A 16,239-nucleotide genomic window follows, 5' to 3' on the forward strand; every position below is an offset into this window, starting at 1 on the left:
GGTGGCCAAGTCAGGTTGGTACTGCACACGAGGGCTTGGCGGTTTTCCTCAGTGATCGGTGGAGTGTTCTGCGGTGCTCATCGCCTGGTCGACCAGGTCCCAGATGAAACGGCCCGAGGGTTCGCGCTGCTCCTCGGCGATGTGGGCGACCAGCCCGGCGGCGCGGCTGAGTACGGCGAAGCCACGCATCAGCTCCGGCGGCACGCCGATGTCGCCGAGCAGGGCGGCCACCGCGCCGGTGGCATTGATGGTGATGTGCCGCCCGGCGGCTTCGTCGATCGCGCCGGCCAGCGCCTGCAGCGCTTCGCAGTGGCGGCCGAAGGTGCCGGTCCGCGCGGCCAGTTCGAGCAGCGCCACGGCGCGGGGATCGTCGGGTCGGTGCAGGTGGTGGCCGAAGCCGGGGACGGGCTGGCGCTGGGCGCGGTGCTCGGCGGCGATGCGCCGGGCTTCGGCGGCGCCTTGCTCACCGGCGTCCACTATCCGGCGCAGCAGCCCGGCGGCGGGTTCCATCGTGCCGACGAAGCGGCTGGCCACGGCCAGCAGGCCGGCGGCGACACCCGCCTGGAGATTTTCCGGGGAGCTGGAGTAGACCATCCGCGCGGCGATCACGCTGGGCGTCAGGCCATGCTCCATCAGGGTCACCAGCACCGCATCGACGATGGTCAGTTCGGCGGCGCTGGGCTGCCGGCCGAAGGTCTGGCGGAGGAACACCTCGACGAAGCCGGCCTTGCCGATCAGGTCGTCGACCAGGTTGGCGTCGCGGTAGTGGATGGCGTCCGGGCCGTGGCTGCACAGCTGGGTGCGCGGGGCTTGAGTGCTCATGATGCCTGGCTCGCTTTCAGGATGGCTTCGCGCACCGCCGGCTTGAGGATCTTGGCCACGGCGCTCTGCGGCAGTACGTCGAAGAAGTGGATGTGCTTGGGCGTTTTCACCGAGCCCAGTTCACGCTTGACCAGGCCGATCAGTTCGTCGGCGCTGACCTGCATGCCGTTGCGCAGGCGTACCGCCGCATGCACCGCCTCGCCCCACTTGGGATCGGCGATGCCCACCACCGCGCAGTCGGCTACCGCCGGGTGCGAGGAGAGCACTACCTCGACATCGCTGGGGTACACGTTGAAACCGCCGGTGATGATCACGTCGCGCAGCCGGTCGCGCAGGAACAGGAAGCCGCGCTCGTCGAACACGCCCGCATCGCCGGTGCGCAGCCAGCCGTTGACCAGGGTCTTGCGGGTTTCCTCCTCGGCATTGAGGTAGCCGCCCATCACCAGGTCGCCGCGCACCGCAATTTCGCCTTCCTCGCCCACCGGCAGCGGATGGCCCTCGGCATCGACGATGGCCACCTGGGTCAGCAGCGAGGGCCGGCCGATGGAACTGAGGTTGTCGCCGTGCATCTCCTGCGGCGGCATGAAGGTGATGATCTGCGGCGCTTCGGTTTGCCCGTACGAGGTGCACAGCACCGGGCCGAAGACCGCCTGCGCGGCGCAGATCTGTTCCGGCCGCATGGGAGCGCCGCCGTAGACCAGGTAGCGCAGGCTGGAGAGGTCGCGCGGTGCGTGGCGTTGCTCCTCGGCCAGGGACTGGATCAGCGTCGGCGGGGCGAAGAAGATCGTCACCCGGTGCCGCGCCGCCGCATCCAGCAGGGCGGCGGGGCCGCTGCCGTCGGGGAAGACCAGCGCGCCGCCGGCGCCGAGCAGCGGCAGCATGTAGGTGCCGGTGCCGTGGGTGATCGGCGCGGCGACCAGGTAGCGGTCGTCCGGCGTCAGGCCCAGTTCGTGGATCTGCGTGACGATATTGGTGTTCCAGGCACGCAGCGGCTGGATGACGCCCTTGGGCGTGCCGGTGGTGCCGCCGGTGAACTTGATAGCCTGGGCGTATTCCAGCGACACGCCGCCCCGCGAGCGAGGCCCCATCGCCGCTTCGACGGCCACGGCGGCGTTGCGCTGCAGCACGTCGAGCAGCTCCAGACGCGCCGGGATGCCCGCCAGGCGCGCGGCCATCGACTCGTCGGCGAGCACCAGGCCAGGCTCGGCGAACTCGACGATGCGGCGCAGTTCCGGGTCGCCATTGCGCGGGTTGAGCGGCACCCAGACCTTGCCGGCGGCCAGCACGGCGAGCAGGGCGAGCAGGTGGTCCACGCTGTTCGCCGCGGCTATGCCGACCCGGCTGCCGGGCAGCGGATCGAGTGCGGTCAGTACCGAGGCGCGGGCCAGCACGGTATCGGCCAGTTCGCGGAAGGTCAGCGATCCGCTCGTGCCGATCAGCGCGGTGCGGTGGGGGAAACGCTCGGCCGAGCGCCAGAGAAAGTGGATCGGGTACATGCGGGCTCCTGCGGGTGGCGGCTGGTGATCCCAGGACAAAAGCCGGATGGGCTTCGTTGATTCAAATGTTCGAACATTCGAATATTTATGTCAATGCCCTTTTGCCGCGTTATCATCGGTGGCATTCCATTGCCCTCCGAAAGGCCCTGACCACGCCATGAAAACCTCGCACGACCTCGACGACGACGTGCTGAGCGCGCCCGCGCCACGCCACCTCGACCTTGCCCGCAGCCTGATGCAGGACATCCGCAACGGCCAGCCGGCGATCGGCGAACTGCTGCCGACCGAGGCCGAGCTGTGCGCCAAATGGGGCCTGAGCCGCTACACGGTGCGCCAGGCGATCCAGAAACTCTGCGCGCTGGGGCTGGTGACGCGGCAGGCCGGGGTGGGTACCACGGTGGTGGCGAGCCGGCCGCAGTCCCGCTACACCCAGTCGATGGACAACCTGTCCGACCTGGTCCGCTATGCCCAGGGCACCCGCTTCCGCATGACCGGCCGCCAGGACCTCAAGGCCGGGGCCGAGCACGCCCAACTCCTGCGCGGTGCGGCCGGGGGGCGGTGGCTGCACCTGAACGGCACGCGGTTGAGCGCCGACGACGACGGCGAGCCGATCGCCCTGGTCGACATCTACGTCGACGCGGCCTACGGCGACCTGCCGGGGATCAGCCCGAGCATGGATGTGCCGGTCTACACACTCATCGAGGAGCGCTATGGCATCAAGGTCACCCGCGTCGAGCAGGAGATCCAGGGCGTGCTGATCGAGGGCGCGGCGGCCGACTTGCTGCAAGTGCCCAGGGGATCGCCGGGGTTGCGCATCATCCGGACCTATTTCGTTCGCGACCGGGTCATCGAAGTGACCACCGGGATGCATCCGGCCAGCCGCTTCAGCTATTCGATGTCGTTCCAGTTGTCCTCGTCGGCCATGTGAGAAGAGCGTCCCGTCCACTGCCTTCCGCGCCATGCGGAAAAGGCTTGCCCGGGGTGATGCCCGGGTCGGAGGGCGACAGACCCTTGGGCCTTTTTTACCACCGAAAGGCCCGAATACGGTGTTCCCGGAATAGGACTCTGAGGCTCGCTTCATGGACCTGCCGGCAGCGTCGTTGCGAAGCGGCTATCCTGGCGAGCGCGAAGCGCACGGAACAGACGCTTCGCGGTCATACCTTGTGCGGTAATCGGTCATTCCGGTTGCGATAATCGCTCAGTCGTATCGATAATCGGCCAGAGCCCGCCCGTCAGGAATAACAAGGAATGACCGACTCCCCCCGCGCCAGCCTGCCGCCCCTCGCGCCGCCGATCGTCGCCTCGCCGGCCAGGCGTATCGAGGCCTTTACCGGCGATCCGAATTTCATGACCTCGCTGGCCCGTGGCCTGGCAGTGATCCATGCCTTCCAGGAGCGTAAGCGCCACCTGACCATCGCGCAGATCAGCCACCGCACCGAGATTCCCCGCGCCGCCGTGCGCCGCTGCCTGCACACGCTCATGAAACTGGGCTACGTCACCTCCGACGGACGCACCTATTCGCTGCTGCCCAAGGTGCTGACCCTCGGCCACGCCTACCTGTCGTCCACGCCGTTGGCGGTCACCGCCCAGCCGATCCTCGACCGCCTGAGCGAGCAGCTGCACGAGGCCTGTTCGATGGCCACCCTGGAGGGTGACGAAATCCTCTACATCGCCCGCTCCGCGACGCCGCAGCGCCTGATCTCCGTGGACCTCAGCGTCGGCAGCCGGCTGCCGGCCTATTGCACCTCGATGGGCCGCATCCTGCTCGCCGGGCTGGACGACGAGGCATTGGAGGACTACCTGTCCCACGCCGACCTGCAGGTGAAGACCAGTCGCACCGTGCACACCCCGGAGATGCTGCGTTCGAGCATCGCCGAGATCCGCCGGCAGGGCTGGGTGATCATCGACCAGGAACTGGAAGTCGGCCTGCGCTCCATCGCCGTGCCGCTGAAGGACTCCGCCGGCCAGGTGCTGGCCGCGCTGAACGTTGGCACCCATGCCGGACGAGTGTCGCGCCAGGAGCTGGAAACCCGCTTCCTGCCGGTGCTGCTGGAAGCCAGCCGCGAGCTGAGCACCCGGCTGTTCCACTGAGCGACGGCGTGCCTCTTCGGAGGTGTGCGCCGTGCAGTCGCAGGCGCGGTGCCACGCCGGACTGATCCACGGCAACGAAACCGACGGGCGGCCAACCTAGACTCCGGGACCGCCCATCCCCGCGAAAGGAGTCACCCATGCACGTGGACATCGCCATCGTCGGCGCCGGCCCCGCCGGGCTCTGTCTGGCCCGCTCGCTGTCCGGCAACGGCCTGTCGATCCTGTTGATCGAGCGCCAGCCGCAGGCCTGCCTGGCCGAGCCGGCCGAGGACGGCCGCGAGATCGCCCTGACCCATGCCTCCCGCGCCGAGTTGCAGCGGCTGGGGATGTGGTCGCGCATCGATCCGCAGGACGTCTCGCCGCTGCGCGATGCCCAGGTGCTCAACGGGCCGTCGCTGTTCGCGCTGCGTATCGAGGCAGGGCAGGCGGGTGCCGAGCAGCTGGGCTACTTCGTTTCCAACCAGGTGATCCGTCGCGCGGCATTCGACGCGGTGCAGGAATGCCCGGATGTCTCGCTGCTCTGCGGCCGGGCGCTGCGCTCGCTGCGGATGGAGCGCGACGGCGCGCAACTGACGCTGGACGACGACAGCCAGGTGCATGCGCGCCTGCTGGTCGCCGCCGACAGCCGCTTCTCCGAGACGCGGCGGATGCTCGGCATCGGCGCGAGCATGGAGGATTTCGGCAAGACCATGATGGTCTGCCGCATGGCCCACGAACGGCCGCACCACAACGTGGCCTGGGAATGGTTCGGCTACGGCCAGACGCTGGCGCTGCTGCCGATCAACGGCGACCGCTCTTCGGTGGTGCTGACCTTGCCGCAGCGCGAGATGGCGCCGCTGCTGGAACTGGGCGAGGCGGCGTTCGCCCACGAGATGGAGCGGCGCTTCGACCGCCGCCTGGGTGCGATGCAACTGCTCGGCGCGCGCCATAGCTATCCGCTGGTGGGGGTCTTCGCCGACCGCTTCGCCGGCCCGCGCAGCGCCCTGATCGGCGACGCCGCCGTCGGCATGCATCCGGTCACGGCACACGGTTTCAACTTCGGCCTGCAGAGCCAGCGCCGGCTCGCCGCGGAAGTGCTGGCCACCCATCGGCGCGGCGGCGACATCGGCGGCGCCTGGCCGCTGCGCCGTTACGCCACGGCCCACCGCCTGGCGACCTGGCCGCTGTACCAGGCCACGCGCCTGATCGTCGGCATGTACACCGACCCGCGTCCGCCGGCGCGCCTGCTGCGCAACGCCGGCCTGCGCCTGGCACAGGGCCTGCCGCCGCTGCGGCAGGTCATCGCGCGGCATCTGGCGCAGGGGGCATAAAGGCCCGAGCAAAGCATCGCGGACGGAGTCCGCTCCTACGGGAGCGTGCTCTGTCATCGACCATCGCTCCACGCCATCCCAGCGAGCTTTACACGGTAATTCGTCGAAAACGCAGGGCGTACAACCGCGAGCGGTTATTGCCGGTGACTTCGGCCTTGGGCGGTTCGCGAGCATGCTCGCTCCCACGAAAGCCGTTCGCTGCGACAGTCGGCCTCGCGCCGGTGTGGGGCAAAATGAACGATCCAGCCGCCGTCAGAGCGGCTCCTCCTGCGTGCGAAAACCATAACAATCCGATCCAGGGGGCATCATGGCCATCTCTTCCAGCGACATCTGTGCGGCCGCCGACGGCCTGTGCGGCTTCGTCGGTTTCAACCGCAAGACGGGCAAGTACATCGTGCGTTTCAGCGAGGACTCCTTCGGCATGGACGTGGTCGAGGACAGCATCCGGCCAGCGTGCGAGTTCGTCTGGACGTTAGGGACGGGTACGCTCATGACCCTGAGCCGTGAATGCCTGGAGATTCTCGTCGCGCAGAACATCAATGACCGCCTCAACTTCGGCGATGCGCTGCTCACCTACCTGCGCCGCACCGACCTGCCGGAAATCGTAGCGGAACGGCGCCTGAAGTAAGTCCCGGCGGCGGGGTGGCCGGTTGCGCCGGTCGGCCTCGCATCTCTCCGGCGCTGCTCCGCCGCGTTCGGCCTTCGGCTGACCGAGAGCCTGGCCGGGCCTGCAAGGGCGGGGCGCTGGCGCCCCCCGGTCCCGTTCTCCAGGCTGTGCCTGCGGTCGTCTCGGCGAGCGCAACCGGCTGCGCCTGGCCTATGCTGTTCAGGTTCGCCTTGCATTAAGGTGCAACCTGTTCGCGCGTCGGGTTATACCTTGGTCTCATCCGTCCGTCGGCATACTCGGCGGAGCGCTTCGCCCTGGTCCCGAAATGCCCCGTGAATGCTTGGGACCAAGCGTATTCGGGTGCTTGCGAAAGAGTGGTTGCACCTGGTTGCACCTTTGTGGGCGGCGGTTTAACCTTGCGCCGTTTTGCCACGCTCCACTTTTTTAACAATAGGACGACTCATGGCCACCACGACCCTCGGCGTGAAGCTCGACGACGCTACCCGCGAACGTCTGAAGCACGCAGCCCAGCAACTCGACCGCACTCCACACTGGCTGATCAAGCAAGCGATCTTCACGTACCTGGAACAGGTCGAGGGTGGGCTGACTCCCGCCGAGCATTCCGGTCTGGCCGCCGCCGCTGGCGAAGAGTCCCTGGACTCGCTGAGCGAGCAGGGCCTGCAGGTCTTCCTCGATTTCGCCGAAAGCATCCTGCCGCAGTCCGTGCTGCGTGCCGCCATTACCGCCGCCTATCGCCGCCCGGAAACCGAGGCGTTGCCGATGCTGCTGGACCTGGCGCGTCTGCCCAAGGAACAGGCCGACGCCGCCAACAAGATGGCCCTGGGCATTGCCGAGAAACTGCGCAACCAGAAGAACGCCGGCGGCCGCCAGGGCCTGGTGCAGGGCCTGCTGCAGGAGTTCTCCCTGTCGTCCCAGGAAGGCGTGGCGCTGATGTGCCTGGCCGAAGCGCTGCTGCGCATCCCGGACAAGGCCACCCGTGACGCGCTGATCCGCGACAAGATCAGCAACGGCAACTGGAGCCAGCACCTGGGCCAGAGCCCGTCGATGTTCGTCAACGCGGCCTCCTGGGGCCTGCTGATCACCGGCAAGCTGGTTTCGACCCACACCGAGGCCGGCATGTCCTCGTCGCTCAACCGCATCATCGGCAAGTCCGGCGAGCCGCTGATCCGCAAGGGCGTGGACATGGCCATGCGCCTGATGGGCGAGCAGTTCGTCACCGGCGAGACCATCGCCGAGGCCCTGGCCAATGCGGCCAACATGGAATCCCGCGGCTTCCGCTACTCCTACGACATGCTCGGCGAAGCCGCGCTGACCGAAGACGACGCCCGTCACTACCTGGCGTCCTACGAACAGGCCATTCATGCCATCGGCAAGGCATCCCACGGCCGTGGCATCTACGAAGGCCCGGGCATCTCGATCAAGCTCTCCGCGCTGCACCCGCGCTACAGCCGCGCGCAGTACGACCGCGTGATGGACGAGCTGTACCCGACCGTGCTCGGCCTGGTGAAGATGGCCCGCGACTACGACATCGGCATCAACATCGACGCCGAGGAAGCCGACCGCCTGGAAATCTCCCTCGACCTGCTGGAGCGCCTGTGCTTCGAGCCGAGCCTCGCCGGCTGGAATGGCATCGGCTTCGTCATCCAGGCCTACCAGAAGCGCTGCCCGTACGTGATCGACTACGTCATCGACCTGGCCAAGCGCAGCCGCCACCGCCTGATGATCCGCCTGGTGAAGGGCGCCTACTGGGACAGCGAAATCAAGCTGGCCCAGGTCAACGGCCTGGAAGGCTACCCGGTCTACACCCGCAAGCCTTACACCGACGTGTCCTATCTGGCCTGTGCGCGCAAGCTGCTGTCCGTGCCGGAAGCCATCTACCCGCAGTTCGCCACCCACAACGCGCACTCGCTGTCGGCCATCTACCAGCTGGCCGGGCAGAACTACTATCCCGGCCAGTATGAGTTCCAGTGCCTGCACGGCATGGGCGAGCCGCTCTACGAGCAGGTGGTGGGCAAGGTCGCCGACGGCAAGTTCAACCGTCCGTGCCGCATCTACGCCCCGGTGGGCAGCCATGAAACCCTGCTGGCGTACCTGGTGCGCCGCCTGCTGGAAAACGGCGCCAACACCTCCTTCGTCAACCGTATCGCCGACCACAGCATCTCGCTCAAGGACCTGGTGCTGGACCCGGTGCTGCAGGTCGAGCAGATGGCCGCGCAGGAAGGCACCCTGGGCCTGCCGCACCCGCGCATCGCGCTGCCGCGCGGGCTGTATGGCGAGTCGCGGCTGAACTCCGCCGGCATCGACCTGGCCAACGAACACCGCCTGGGTTCGCTGTCCTCGGCGCTGCTGTCGAGCACCAACACCGTCTACATCGCTGAGCCGATGCTGGGCCTGGCCGATGCCGCTCCGGGCGAGCCGCAGCCGGTACGCAACCCGGCCGACCTGCGTGACGTGGTCGGTCACGTGCGTGAAGCCAGCGAAGCCGACGTGAACAATGCCATCCTCGGCGCGCTGTCCAGCGCGCAGATCTGGCAGTCCACCCAGCCGGCCGAGCGCGGCGCCATCCTGCAGCGCGCCGCCGACCTGATGGAAGCCGAAATCCAGTCGCTGATGGGCGTACTGGTGCGCGAATCGGGCAAGACCTTCGCCAACGCCATCGCCGAAGTGCGCGAGGCCGTGGACTTCCTGCGCTACTACGGCGCCCAGGCCAGTACCCACTTCGCGAACGATAGCCACCGCCCGCTGGGCCCGGTGGTCTGCATCAGCCCGTGGAACTTCCCGCTGGCGATCTTCAGCGGCCAGGTGGCCGCCGCCCTGGCCGCCGGTAACACCGTGCTGGCCAAGCCCGCCGAGCAGACTCCGCTGATCGCCGCGCAAGCCGTGCGCATCCTGCTGGAAGCCGGTGTGCCCGCTGGCGCCGTGCAGCTGCTGCCGGGCCGTGGCGAAACCGTCGGTGCCCGCCTGGTTGGTGACGAGCGCGTGCGTGGTGTGATGTTCACCGGCTCCACCGAAGTGGCCGGCATCCTCCAGCGCAACATCGCCGGTCGCCTCGACGCCCAGGGCCGTACCATCCCGCTGATCGCCGAAACCGGCGGTCTCAACGCGATGATCGTCGACTCCTCGGCACTGGCCGAGCAGGTGGTGGTGGACGTGGTCAACTCCGCCTTCGACAGCGCCGGCCAGCGCTGCTCCGCGTTGCGCGTGCTGTGCGTGCAGGACGACGTGGCCGACCGCGTGATCGCCATGCTCAAGGGCGCGATGGCCGAGTACCGCGTCGGTGCGCCGGAGCGCCTGCACACCGACATCGGTCCGGTGATCGACGAGGAAGCCAAGGGCAACATCGACAAGCACATCCAGACCCTGCGCGACAAAGGCCGCAAGGTGTTCCAGAGCGCCCGCGTGGACGCCGAGGAAATCAAGCGCGGCACCTTCGTCGTGCCGACCCTGATCGAGCTGGACAGCTTCAGCGAACTCAAGCGCGAAATCTTCGGCCCGGTGCTGCACGTGGTGCGTTACCAGCGCGCCGAGCTGGGCCAGTTGCTGGAGCAGATCAACGCTTCCGGCTATGGCCTGACCCTGGGCGTGCACACCCGCATCGACGAGACCATCGCCCAGGTAGTGGAGAGCGCCCACGTCGGCAACCTCTATGTGAACCGCAACGTGGTCGGCGCCGTGGTCGGCGTGCAGCCCTTCGGTGGCGAGGGCCTGTCCGGCACCGGTCCGAAGGCCGGCGGTCCGCTGTACCTGTACCGACTGCTCTCGACCCGCCCGCAGGACGCGGTGGCCAGGCAACTGCAGGGGGACGGCGCGCAAGCGGTGACCCGTCCGGCCGAGGCGAGCAAGGCGGTGGATGCGCTGACCCAGTGGGCCGGCCAGAACGAGCCGGCGCTGGCCGCGCTGATCGCCGGGTACGCCGAGCTGTCGCAGAGCTACACCGTGCAGGTGCTGACCGGCCCGACCGGCGAGCGCAACACCTACAGCCTGCTGCCGCGCGAACACGTGCTGTGCCTGGCCGAGGAACGCGCCGACCTGCTGGCGCAGTTGGCCGCCGTACTGTCCGTGGGCAGCCGCGCGCTGGTCCTGCAGGCGCAGAGCGAACTGGTTACCAGCCTGCCGAAGGAGGTGCAGAAGCGCATCGACCTGATCGCCGACTGGGCCGCCACCGACAGCGCCTTCGACGCCATCCTGCATCACGGCGATTCCGACCAGTTGCGTGCGGTGTGCGAGCAGGCATCCCAGCGCAAGGGCGCCATCGTCGGAGTCACCGGGTTGAACCGCGGGGAAACCGACATCCCCCTGGAGCGCCTGCTGATCGAGCGCGCCCTGAGCGTCAACACCGCCGCCGCCGGCGGCAACGCCAGCCTGATGACCATCGGCTGACGTCCATGCCGGGAGCGCGCCTGTTCGGGGCGTTCCCGGCGAGCCTTTCGGCCGCCGTCCGGCGGCTCCGGCCTGCCAGCCTTCGGGTGGGGCTATCCGCTCCGGGCGGGCCGTTTCCCTCGCGCTTCCCGCGCATTCCGTTTCGGGCGCCAGGCCCGGCACGACGGCGGAGCTACCCGCTCCGCCGATTTCCTTTCTCGTCCCAGGTATCTGCTTGACGCATGCGGCCAGAACGGCGTGCAGGAGCGGACTCTGTCCGCGATGGGATTCCATATCCGTACGATGGGTGCCGGTCCTGGTTCGCGAGCAAGCTCGCTCCTACGAAAAGCAGGAACACCCTCGGCTGCGGGACCGGCACCCTGTAGGAGCGAGCGTGCTCGCGAACCCCCGCCGTCAGGCGTGGCGAACCCCCGTACGCCGCACCGAGGCCGCCGCCGTCGCCACGAACAACCCCGCCGCCAGCGCCAGCGCCACCGGCACTCCTTGCGGACCGAGGTCCATCAGGCTGCCGCTGAGCAGCGGGCCGAGCAGGCTGCCGACGCCCCAGAGCATCCCGGCGGCGGCGTTGGCGGTGACCAGGTCGCGGCCCCGGAAGCGCTGGCCGATCAGCACCAGGGCCAGGGTGTAGACCCCACCGGCTACCGCGCCGAGCAGCATCAGCGCCGGCCACAGCAGCGAGGTCTGGCCGATCAGCCAGGGCAGGCCGAGGCCGATCAGCATTGCCGCGACGCCGCAGGCCAGGTGCAGGCTGGGACGGTCGAGGCGGTCGGAGAGCCAGCCCAGCGGCAACTGGCAGATCATGTCTCCCAGCAGGATCACCGTCGCCATGAACGCGGCGATGCCCACCGCGTAGCCGTGGCTGGAGGCGTAGACCGGGAAGAGCGACAGCACCACGCTGTCGAAGAAGGAGAAGAACAGCACGCCCATGCACAAGGCCGGCGCCACCCGCAGGAAGCCGGCGAGGGAGAAGCTGCGCGGCCCTTCCACATGCTCGTGGATGCCTTCCTCGGGCATGGCGAAGGCTACGGTGGCCAGCGCGACCAGGTGGCCGGCGCTGACCAGCAGCACCACCCAGGGCGTCTGCGCGCCGAGCAGCGCCACCAGCGTCGGGCCGAGTAGCTGGAAAGCGGTGAAGCTGGTGGCGTACAAAGCGACGATGGTGCCGCGATTGTTCTCGCCGCACAGCTCGTTGACCCAGGCCTCGCCGAGGATGATCGCGATGCCCATGCCGACGCCCAGCGCCAGGCGCGCAGTGGCCAGCAGCCAGAGGGAGTGGCTGCTGAACTCGATGGCCGCGGTGCTCGCGGCGCACAGCACGAAGCACAGCAGGTACAGGCGGCGCCGGCTCATCAGTTGGCAGAGGCGGTCGATCAGGGCGGCTGCGAGGATCATGCCGGCCGCCGGCACCGCCGAGAGGATGCCGATCTGCAACGCGCTGGCGCCGTTGTCCAGCAGGCGCAGCGCCACCAGCGGCAGGGTGGCGCCCAGGCTCAGGCCGACGATGGACACGGCGAACAGCAGCACCGCCAGCAGCGGCCTGTTCAAGGAAGACGGATGGAGGGAAGACGGATTGTTCATGGAAACCTTCTCCTGCCCCGGCGCTTGAGCGTTGGGGACAGCACATGCGAGCGAACCCGCCGGCATTTACCGGTGGGCGGAATCGGAATGCGGAATGACCGGCGCGCGTGCGGCCGGCATCCGGCTCAGCAGCCGGTGGGCGGGGAGAAGGTGAAGGCGAACAGCACGCTGCGACGACGGCGCAGCGCGGTATCGATTTTGCGCACGCGCGGGGGCTCTCGCAGCAGGGCGAAGCTCGGGTCGGCGAAGCGGTAGAACGGGGTCATGGTGCGGGTACAGCGGAATGTCGGAAACCGCGCACTCTAGTGAGTGCGCTGCGGGGCGTCAATCTCGGCCGGCCGCGCGGTATCGCGTTGAACGCCGGCATGGCTGGCGTCGATCGGGTTCGCGAGCACGCTCGCTCCTACGCAGAGTGCGCGTGCTCTACCTGTAGGAGCGAGCTTGCTCGCGAACCATCGAACACGCCGAAACTACCGGTTGAATGCTGGCGCTCCCGCCGAAACCTCCTGCGGCCGGCTCAGTACGTCGCGCCCCGGCAGGAATCGCCCGAAACCGCGCTCCTTGCCCAGCGCCTCCGGGAAGCCGCTCCCGCGCCGATACGCCACGCGCCCATTGATCAACGTGGCCTCCACCGCGTCGTCGTTGCGCTTCACCAGGCGCGTCAGGCCGAGCACTTCCATCGGCGCCTCGCTGACCTCATCCAGTGCGGCGGTCAGGCCTTGCGGGTTGATCACCGCCAGGTCGGCGCGGTCGCCCACGCGGATGTAACCGGCATCGATCCCGGTGAAGTCCGCCAGCTCGCCGGTCAGCCGGTGCACGGCGCGGCCGGTGTCCATGAAGCCGGCGCCGGCCAGCTCGGCATCGCGCACGTACTTCAGGAAGCGCAGCGGGAAGTTGTACTGCGCATGGGACGCCAGGTGCGCGCCGGAGTCGGCGAAGCCTGGCTGGGTCCAGGGGCTGGCCAGCAGCTTGGCCATGATCTCCGGACGGTGGTTGCCGTAGCAGGTGGTCCATTTCAGCGCATTGCGATACTGGCCGGCCAGCTCGAAGAAGGCGTCCACCGGGTCCAGCCCGCGCTCGCGGCCGATGTCCTCGAAATTGCGCCCGATGAGGCTTGCGTCCGGGCACTCGCGCACCCAGCAGTCGGACAGCTTGCGATGCCACAGGCCGATACTGAGGGTGGCCTTGATGTCCTTCTTGAAGCGCTCGCGGAAGGCCGGGTCCTGGATGCGCGTGTAGAGCTCGTCCGGGTCCTTGATGTCGCGCAGCACCTCACCGGCGCCGAACTCCTCGAAGCCGTTCATGTTCAGCCCCTCGATGCGCACCACGAAGGGCGCGGGCAGGGTCTGCCAGCGGTAGCGGCCGCGCAGCAGGCGGTTGGCGACCCAGCCGGAGGCGCGGGTGACGCGGTGCATGAAGGGCTGGGACTTGAGGTCCAACGCGGTGAGCATCGAGCACTTCAACGGGCGGCGGAACCAGCCGTGGGCCTGGTAGAGGAAGGCGAACACGTTGATCTTGGTGACCGCGTTGGGCGCGCCCTGCATCAGCGCGTTGCGCCGGCGCAGCACGGCGAACAGGCGGGAGAACTCCTTCCAGCTGGCAAAGGTGGACGGCAGCGGGCTGGACCAGGCGCGGTCGCCGTCCATCTTGTCCAGGCGCGTGGTCATCACCGAGAGGCCGAAGCAGCCGGCGTCCAGCGCCTGCTCCAGCAGTTCCTCCATGCGCGAAAGCTCGGCCTCGGTGGGCTTGGCGCCGCTGATGGCGCGCTCCAGGCCCATCACCGTGACGCGCAGCTCGGAGTGCCCGAGGAAGGAGCACAGGTTCGGTCCCAGCGGCTGCCGGTCGTAGAAGGCGCGGTAGCCCTTGGCGTCCTTCCAGGTGCGCTTGTCGCGCAGGATCGGCAGCACCTGCTCGCGCGGCACGGCCTCGACGCGGGTGAACAGGTCGGAGCAGTCCTCGGCCTCGCCCAGCACCATGCTGATCGAGCAGGAACCGACCGACACCGTGGTCACCCCGTGGCGTACCGATTCCTTCAGCGCCGGCGCGGCGATGGCCTCGGCGTCGTAGTGCGAGTGGATTTCCAGGAAGCCGGGGGTGACCCACTTGCCGGTGGCGTCGATCACTTCCGCGCAGCCGTCTTCGTCCAGCGGGCTGACGCTCAGGGTGTCGATGCGACCGTCCTTGACGCCGACATGGCGCAGGCTGCCGGGGGCATCGCTGCCGTCGAAGTACAGGCCGTTCTTGATGATGATGTCGTAGCTCACAGGAGGCTCCAGGGCGACAGCAGCAGGACGCCGCTGACCAGCAGCAGGCAGTGGATGGCGAGACGGAAGTGGCGCTCCTCGAAACGGTGGTGCAGGCGCTCGCCCAGCCACACGCCGAGCAGCAGCAGGGGCGCGTAGGCCAGTATCTGGGGCAGCGCCGGGCGCAGGCGGCCGTCGAGGAGGAAGGCCAGGGTCAGCAGGCCGTTGAGGGTGAACCAGACGCACACCAGGGTGGCGCGCAGCCGCGTCTTGTCCAGCGGGCGGGTGGCCAGGGCGTAGACCAGCAGCGGGCCGCCCGAGGCGAACAGACCATGACAGAGGCCTGCCGCGCCGGTGGCCAGGCGCACTACCCAGTTGGGTGCATGCCCGCGCTCCGGAGCGCTGGCGCGCAGGCGCCACAGTTCGCGGACGGCGAACCAGAGGATCAGCGCGCCGAGGCCGCGCTTGAGTGGCTGCGGGTCCAGATGCGGCAGCATCAGGTAGCCGATCAGCATGCCGACCAGCATCCCCGGCAGCACGGTGTGCAGCAGCAGGCCCATGTCGATCAGCCGCCGATGCCGCCAGCACAGGTAGCCGGTCATGCCGATGTTCAGCGGCACGAGGATCGGCAGCAGCGTCTCGATGGGCATCAGCAGCGCGCCGAGGGACAGGGCGATCACCACGCTGCCGAAGCCGGTGATGGCTTCCAGGGTGTAGGCCAGCAGGATGAAGCCACCGAGAGCGATGGCGGGCGCGTTCATCGATGGCCCTCGGCGGCAGCCCTGAAGGCCGCACCGCGTGGCTCGCGGCGCGCCCACCATTGCGCCAGCAGCAGCCCGGAGAACAGCTGCCAGCAGCCCCAGAAGGCGGCGATCAGCAGCATGCCGCCGGCCTGCGGGAAGAAGGTGAGGATCAGCGCCATGCCCAGCGCCGAGTTGTGGATGCCGCTTTCCAGGGTAACGGCGCGCACGTCGGCGTCCGGCAGCCGCCACAGGCGCGCGCAGACATAGCCCAGCAGCAGCGCGGTGCCGTTGAGCAGCAGCACCAGCCAGAAGAACAGGTGGAAGTAGGCGATGAACTGCTGGAAGTTCTTCGCGAAGGCCACGCCGACGAAGCCCAGCATCACCAGCAGCGACAACTGCCGCAGCGGTTTTTCCAGGAGCCGCGCCAGTTGCGGTTTCTGCCGGCCCAGGGCCATGCCGGCGAGCATCGGCAGGATCAGTACCAGCAGCACCACGCCGGCCAGTTCCAGCGGGTCGATGTGGATCTGCGTGAGGCGGTCGCGGGTGGCCGGATTGAGGCCGGCATAAAGGGCGAAGTTCAGCGGCGTGAAGATACCCGCGCTGAGCCCGGACACGGCGGTGACGCTGGCCGACACCGCGACGTTGCCGCGCGCCATCCAGGTCATGATGTTGGAGAAGGTGCCGCTGGGGCAGGTGGCGACCAGGATCATCCCCAGCGCCAGTTCCGGGTCGATCGGCAGGAAGAGCGTCAGCAGGCAGGTGACGGCGGGCAGCAGCAGGAACTGCACTAGCATGCCGATGGCCGGTGCCTTGGGCTGGCGGAGGATGCGGGTGAAGTCGTCGCGGCGCAGTTCCAGCGATACGCCGAACATCATCAGGGCGATGATGACGTTCAGCGCGATCATCGAACCGCCGGAAAATTCGAGGTTGACGTCAGGCATCGCCGGT

12 protein-coding genes are annotated in these 16,239 nt (G+C 68.4%); 5 read left to right on the forward strand and 7 right to left on the reverse strand.

The genetic code is table 11. The features are described 5' to 3' along the window. Positions 1-48: 48 nt before the first annotated feature. Both H681_RS11130 and H681_RS11135 read right to left on the reverse strand, forming a co-directional pair. Positions 49-822, reverse strand: a complete 774-nt coding sequence (locus H681_RS11130; RefSeq protein WP_015476955.1) for a citryl-CoA lyase — start codon at positions 820-822, stop codon at positions 49-51. Further along, entirely contained in the window at positions 819-2,318 is a 1,500-nt protein-coding gene (locus H681_RS11135; protein WP_015476956.1) for a class I adenylate-forming enzyme family protein, read from the reverse strand. The genes H681_RS11130 and H681_RS11135 overlap by 4 nt, the downstream gene beginning before the upstream one ends. 157 nt (positions 2,319-2,475) lie before the next feature. Here H681_RS11135 and H681_RS11140 point away from each other — a divergent pair, with 157 nt between their 5' ends. The 5 genes from H681_RS11140 to putA all read left to right on the forward strand — a co-directional run bounded on the left by H681_RS11140 (position 2,476) and on the right by putA (position 10,727). Next, a complete protein-coding gene (locus tag H681_RS11140) occupies positions 2,476-3,246 on the forward strand; it encodes a GntR family transcriptional regulator (RefSeq protein ID WP_015476957.1) in 771 nt (256 codons plus the stop codon). A 320-nt stretch (positions 3,247-3,566) separates the two neighbouring features. Then, a complete protein-coding gene (locus tag H681_RS11145; protein ID WP_015476958.1) occupies positions 3,567-4,409 on the forward strand; it encodes an IclR family transcriptional regulator in 843 nt (280 codons plus the stop codon). 137 nt (positions 4,410-4,546) lie between these two features. Continuing rightward, on the forward strand, positions 4,547-5,719 hold the full coding sequence (gene ubiM / locus H681_RS11150; protein WP_015476959.1) for a 5-demethoxyubiquinol-8 5-hydroxylase UbiM: 1,173 nt from the start codon (positions 4,547-4,549) through the stop codon (positions 5,717-5,719). Positions 5,720-6,026: 307 nt separating this feature from the next. After that, entirely contained in the window at positions 6,027-6,347 is a 321-nt protein-coding gene (locus H681_RS11155) for a DUF2025 family protein (RefSeq protein ID WP_015476960.1), read from the forward strand. Positions 6,348-6,788: 441 nt separating this feature from the next. After that, a complete protein-coding gene (putA, locus tag H681_RS11160; protein WP_015476961.1) occupies positions 6,789-10,727 on the forward strand; it encodes a trifunctional transcriptional regulator/proline dehydrogenase/L-glutamate gamma-semialdehyde dehydrogenase in 3,939 nt (1,312 codons plus the stop codon). Positions 10,728-11,120: 393 nt separating this feature from the next. Here putA and H681_RS11165 read toward each other — a convergent pair whose 3' ends face one another. The 5 genes from H681_RS11165 to H681_RS11180 form a co-directional block, all read right to left on the reverse strand. After that, entirely contained in the window at positions 11,121-12,272 is a 1,152-nt protein-coding gene (locus H681_RS11165) for an MFS transporter (RefSeq protein ID WP_041712552.1), read from the reverse strand. 158 nt (positions 12,273-12,430) lie between these two features. Then, positions 12,431-12,571: a hypothetical protein gene (locus tag H681_RS26360; RefSeq protein WP_157883314.1), complete on the reverse strand. Its 141-nt coding sequence runs from the start codon at positions 12,569-12,571 to the stop codon at positions 12,431-12,433. Positions 12,572-12,775: 204 nt separating this feature from the next. Continuing rightward, positions 12,776-14,569: an N-acyl-D-amino-acid deacylase family protein gene (locus H681_RS11170; protein ID WP_015476963.1), complete on the reverse strand. Its 1,794-nt coding sequence runs from the start codon at positions 14,567-14,569 to the stop codon at positions 12,776-12,778. Then, on the reverse strand, positions 14,566-15,309 hold the full coding sequence (locus tag H681_RS11175; RefSeq protein WP_015476964.1) for a sulfite exporter TauE/SafE family protein: 744 nt from the start codon (positions 15,307-15,309) through the stop codon (positions 14,566-14,568). Before H681_RS11175 ends, H681_RS11170 begins: the two co-directional genes overlap by 4 nt. Further along, the gene (locus H681_RS11180; protein WP_015476965.1) at positions 15,306-16,232 is read right to left on the reverse strand and encodes a bile acid:sodium symporter family protein; all 927 of its coding nucleotides are present in this window, start codon (positions 16,230-16,232) and stop codon (positions 15,306-15,308) included. The genes H681_RS11175 and H681_RS11180 overlap by 4 nt, the downstream gene beginning before the upstream one ends. Positions 16,233-16,239 lie beyond the last annotated feature (7 nt).

The sequence above is a fragment of the Pseudomonas sp. ATCC 13867 genome (genome assembly GCF_000349845.1).
Classification (GTDB): Bacteria; Pseudomonadota; Gammaproteobacteria; order Pseudomonadales; family Pseudomonadaceae; genus Pseudomonas.

Coding starts and splice junctions, on each gene's coding strand:
- H681_RS11130 (WP_015476955.1), bottom strand. CDS start 822: ATGAGCACTCAAGCCCCGCGCACCCAGCTGTGCAGCCACGGCCCGGAC.
- H681_RS11135 (WP_015476956.1), bottom strand. CDS start 2,318: ATGTACCCGATCCACTTTCTCTGGCGCTCGGCCGAGCGTTTCCCCCAC.
- H681_RS11140 (WP_015476957.1), top strand. CDS start 2,476: ATGAAAACCTCGCACGACCTCGACGACGACGTGCTGAGCGCGCCCGCG.
- H681_RS11145 (WP_015476958.1), top strand. CDS start 3,567: ATGACCGACTCCCCCCGCGCCAGCCTGCCGCCCCTCGCGCCGCCGATC.
- ubiM (WP_015476959.1), top strand. CDS start 4,547: ATGCACGTGGACATCGCCATCGTCGGCGCCGGCCCCGCCGGGCTCTGT.
- H681_RS11155 (WP_015476960.1), top strand. CDS start 6,027: ATGGCCATCTCTTCCAGCGACATCTGTGCGGCCGCCGACGGCCTGTGC.
- putA (WP_015476961.1), top strand. CDS start 6,789: ATGGCCACCACGACCCTCGGCGTGAAGCTCGACGACGCTACCCGCGAA.
- H681_RS26360 (WP_157883314.1), bottom strand. CDS start 12,571: ATGACCCCGTTCTACCGCTTCGCCGACCCGAGCTTCGCCCTGCTGCGA.
- H681_RS11175 (WP_015476964.1), bottom strand. CDS start 15,309: ATGAACGCGCCCGCCATCGCTCTCGGTGGCTTCATCCTGCTGGCCTAC.
- H681_RS11180 (WP_015476965.1), bottom strand. CDS start 16,232: ATGCCTGACGTCAACCTCGAATTTTCCGGCGGTTCGATGATCGCGCTG.